This window comes from Dysgonomonas sp. Shenzhen-Wh21, assembly GCF_043392705.1.
Taxonomy (GTDB): Bacteria; Bacteroidota; Bacteroidia; order Bacteroidales; family Dysgonomonadaceae; genus Dysgonomonas.
Map to the genome: position 1 here is coordinate 1 of NZ_JAIXHZ010000099.1, position 4,353 is coordinate 4,353.

Annotated in this window: 4 protein-coding genes and 1 tRNA gene; 4 read left to right on the plus strand and 1 reads right to left on the minus strand. The window is 37.9% G+C overall.

Annotated features, from left to right (window positions below):
• Nucleotides 1-498: MetQ/NlpA family lipoprotein (locus tag LDB17_RS06470; RefSeq protein ID WP_393924944.1), on the plus strand; the 498-nt coding region annotated here is incomplete at its 5' end.
• 147 nt (nucleotides 499-645) lie between these two features.
• Here LDB17_RS06470 and LDB17_RS06475 read toward each other — a convergent pair.
• A tRNA-Thr gene (locus LDB17_RS06475) sits at nucleotides 646-719 on the minus strand.
• Nucleotides 720-992: 273 nt separating this feature from the next.
• Between LDB17_RS06475 and pepT the strand changes: the two genes are divergently transcribed.
• The 3 genes from pepT to LDB17_RS06490 all read left to right on the plus strand — a co-directional run bounded on the left by pepT (nucleotide 993) and on the right by LDB17_RS06490 (nucleotide 4,293).
• Nucleotides 993-2,213 (plus strand): peptidase T, encoded by a 1,221-nt coding sequence (pepT, locus tag LDB17_RS06480; RefSeq protein WP_393924945.1) that lies wholly within the window; start codon nucleotides 993-995, stop codon nucleotides 2,211-2,213.
• 172 nt (nucleotides 2,214-2,385) lie between these two features.
• The gene (gene gcvT, locus LDB17_RS06485; protein WP_252639031.1) at nucleotides 2,386-3,483 is read left to right on the plus strand and encodes a glycine cleavage system aminomethyltransferase GcvT; all 1,098 of its coding nucleotides are present in this window, start codon (nucleotides 2,386-2,388) and stop codon (nucleotides 3,481-3,483) included.
• Nucleotides 3,484-3,615: 132 nt separating this feature from the next.
• A complete protein-coding gene (locus tag LDB17_RS06490; protein WP_252639032.1) occupies nucleotides 3,616-4,293 on the plus strand; it encodes a neutral zinc metallopeptidase in 678 nt (225 codons plus the stop codon).
• Nucleotides 4,294-4,353 lie beyond the last annotated feature (60 nt).

Genomic DNA, 4,353 nt, shown 5'->3' on the forward strand with positions numbered 1-4,353 from the left:
ATCGTAGGTAATACGTTTGTATATCCAATGGCAGCATATTCAAAAAAAATAAAAAGTTTGGATGAGTTGAAAGATGGAAGTGTAGTAGTGATCCCGAATGATGCATCAAACAATAGCAGAGCATTGCTATTATTACAAAAGGTGGGATTGATAAAACTTAAAGAAGGAGCAACATCTCCACGATTAGTTGATATAATAGAAAACCCTAAAAACTTGGAGATATTAGAACTTGAAGCACCACAACTACCTAGAGTATTAGATGACGCAAAAGTGTCTCTATCTATCATCAACAATAATTTTGCTGGACAAGCAGGGCTCTTACTTAAAGACGCTGTTTTTGCAGAAGATAAGGAGTCTCCTTATGTCAATCTAATAGTGACCAGAGAAGAAAATAAAGACAGTGAGAAAATCAAAAGGTTTGTAGAATCGTATCAATCAGAAGAGGTAGAGAAAGTTGCAGCTGATGTATTTAAGGGCGGAGCTGTAAAAGGTTGGTAATCCAGTATATCAAAAAAACAGAAATTACATATACTTTCAACAATAAACGAACAGGGTTAGAATTTCTAACCCTGTTCGTTTATTATACAGATGCTAAAGAAATAGCCATAAATAAAAAAGACTATCCAAATTGAATAGTCTTTTTTGAGCCTCTTGTCGGATTCGAACCAACGACCCCGAGATTACAAATCACGTGCTCTGGCCAACTGAGCTAAAGAGGCAAGTGGGTAAGCTTACTATATCGCGTCGCTACAACCGACGGCCCTTGCTGCGATCAAACCCTGGGGGATTAATCGGGAGCTGACCGTATAGGACTTACCCGCGACAAAAGTAGATAAATTTTTCATATTCACAAAATATGATTTCAATTTTTTCCTTTGATTTCCTTTTACTACATTTGCATGAAACTCTTTTGTAGAAAGAAAATACTAGAGATCAAAGCGTTAACAAATCTGATTTTTCAATAAAAATATTATAAAAAATAAATAGAGAATATGACAGTAGTAGATCGTTTCTTGAAATACGTAAAATTTGACACAGAATCAAGCACAGAAACAGGTACAACACCAAGTACTCCCGGACAAATGGTTCTAGCCCGTGAACTCGAAAAGGAGTTGCATGAAATGGGTTTGGAAGATATATCTTTGGATCAGAAAGGATATATTATGGCAACTCTTCCGGCTAATACAGATAAAAAAGTGCCAACCATAGGGTTCGTTGCGCACATGGATACCAGCCCCGATTTAACGGGTAAAGATGTAAATCCACAGATTGTAAAAAATTATGACGGAAAAGATATCATATTAAATAAAGAGCTTAATATAGTTTTATCCCCTAACGATTTTCCTGAGATGCAAGACTATGTAGGTCAGGATTTGATAGTAACTGATGGTAAAACACTATTAGGTGCAGATGACAAAGCAGGTATAGCAGAGATATTAACTGCTATCAAATACTTGAAAGATCATCCGGAAATCAAGCATGGAAAAATCCGAATAGGATTTACACCTGATGAAGAAATTGGCGCAGGTGCCGACTATTTTGATGTTGAAAAATTTGGCTGCGAATGGGCTTATACGATGGATGGTGGACCTATTGGCGAACTGGAGTACGAAAACTTTAATGCTGCCGGCGTAAAAATTAATATTCAAGGGCGAAGCGTTCATCCCGGATATGCAAAAGACAAGATGGTTAATGCATTGGTAGTAGCCAACAAATTAGTCTCTCTCCTACCCTCAAATGAACGTCCCAAACATACTACCGAATATGAAGGATTCTACCATTTGACAAATATATCGGGAACAGTAGATGCTGCAACCGTAGGTTATATAATACGTGACCACGATCGTGAAATATTCGAAAAGCGCAAAAAAGTAATGTTAGACACTATCGCTTTCATCAATAAACTATACCCGGATAGTACTACTGTAGAAATAAAAGACCAATATTACAATATGCGCGAAAAGGTTGAACCTGTAAAGCATGTGGTTGATCTGGCTTTTGAAGCAATGACCGCTGTAGGCGTTACCCCTATTGTAAAACCTATCAGAGGAGGAACAGATGGTGCACGTCTATCATTTATGGGATTACCTTGTCCGAATATCTTTGCAGGTGGACATAATTTCCATGGACGTTACGAATTTGTACCTATCCAGTCTATGGAAAAAGCTGTACAGGTGATCGTTAAGATTGCCGAATTGGTAACGAGTAAATAAATCCTATTCGTATAGATAGGAGTATTCATTTTTTTATGTGAATAAAATTATCTATATTATATGGAAATACACTATAAATAATAAAAAGTGACAAGTAAAACCTATATATTATGTGTTACTTTTGTTACTTTTTAGTAATATTGAACACTAATAACGAAATATATAATAAGTAATGAAAAAAACTCCATTTACAGACATCCACATTGCTCTTGGCGCTAAGATGCATGAATTTGCGGGCTATAATATGCCGATCGAATATTCAGGTATTATAGATGAACACATGACCGTCTGCAAAGGCGTGGGAGTATTTGATGTATCTCATATGGGCGAGATATGGGTAAAAGGTCCCAGAGCTCTTCCTTTTCTACAGAGAATGTTAAGCAATGACGTTGCCACTCTCGAAATAGGTAAAGCCCAGTATACTGCCATCATTAACGATCAGGGTGGAATAGTAGATGATATAATCATATATCACTACGAGCCCTATAAATATATGTTGGTAGTAAATGCATCGAACATAGAGAAAGACTGGAAATGGCTGACAGATCATAATGAAGAATTGGCTGATCTTGAAAACTCGTCCGACACGATAGCTCAATTAGCGATACAGGGGCCTAAAGCCTTGGCGACGCTTCAAAAGCTAACGAAGATAGATCTAACAATGATTCCTTATTATTCATTTGTTATTGGCAGCCTTAAGGGATCGGGGCTGGATAGCGTAATTATATCCAATACTGGATATACCGGAGCTGGAGGTTTTGAGCTATACTTTTACCCTGAATACGGAGAAGATATATGGAACGCTATCTTTGAGGCTGGAGAAGAATTTGGTATTAAACCGATAGGACTGGGTGCTCGCGATACACTTCGCCTCGAGATGGGATTTTGTCTGTATGGCAACGACTTGGATGATACAACGACTCCTATCGAAGCCGGGTTAGGTTGGATTACCAAATTTACGGAAGGAAAAAATTTCACTGCTCGCGAGATACTTGAAAAACAAAAACAGGAAGGTGTCAATCGTAAACTGTGCGGATTCAAGATGCAAGAAAAAGGAATTCCACGTCACGGATATGATATAGTAAACGAAAATAATGAAACAATAGGAACAGTCACTTCGGGTACAATGTCGCCTACAGCCAAGATAGGCATAGGATTAGGTTATATAAAACCAGAGTATACAAAGCTGGGAACTCCTATTTTTATTAAAGTACGAGAAAAGAATTTGAAAGCAGAGGTGGTAAAACCACCATTCAGGAAATTGGATTAATCCAATTACACCTTTTCTTCAAAAGATGCAGGACCAAAAGGCAAAGACGGAGGTGAAGGATGATTTAAACAATCTCGTTGTTTTATATGTTTGTATTTACAATAGATCGAGTTACATCTAAGAATACAAAATATGAGATTGGATGACAGAAAAACCAGTGACAACGTAGATGACCGTCGAGGGGAAAAAACTTCGGGTAAGATCTCTTTAAGTATTGGCGGAACAATCTTAATTGGCCTCATTATTTGGCTTGTAGGAGGTAATAATCCTATGGAATTTATGACTCAGCAAGCAACCGATATAATATCTCTAGAGAAAACTTATATTCCTTCCGCCCAAGAGGAATCTGCTGCTAATTTTGCAAAAACTATATTTGTCGGCAAAGAAGATGTATGGGCTGACAGATTTCCTCAGAACGGACTGAAATATATAGCTCCCGAAGTAGGTTATCACATACAATACTTGCCGGAGATGTTGCAAAAAGGACAACAAAAGCAACAGTTGACCGAAAAAGAAAGTAACGAGCTTAACGTTAGGTTTGAACTACAAGCAGATTTTTATGCCGAAGTATGGGTCTGTCACGATAATGAAAAGTTCAATTCGTTTGAAGAAGGTGATATAGAAAAAGGACTGAACGCAGCCTCAAAAACTGGAGATGACCATCTGCAAATACAATTGCAACTATGCACGGTCCCCGAGACATTTAATCACGGAACGTCTGCTCAACGCATACGCTGGTTGAAGAAAGGACTCCCAACAGGAGATATACAAGATGGAAACACCTTTGATATCCCCTATAAACAGTTATAATATAGAGACGAGGATTAAGCGTATGCGTTGAGCAGACGTTCCGTGATTAAATGTCTCGGG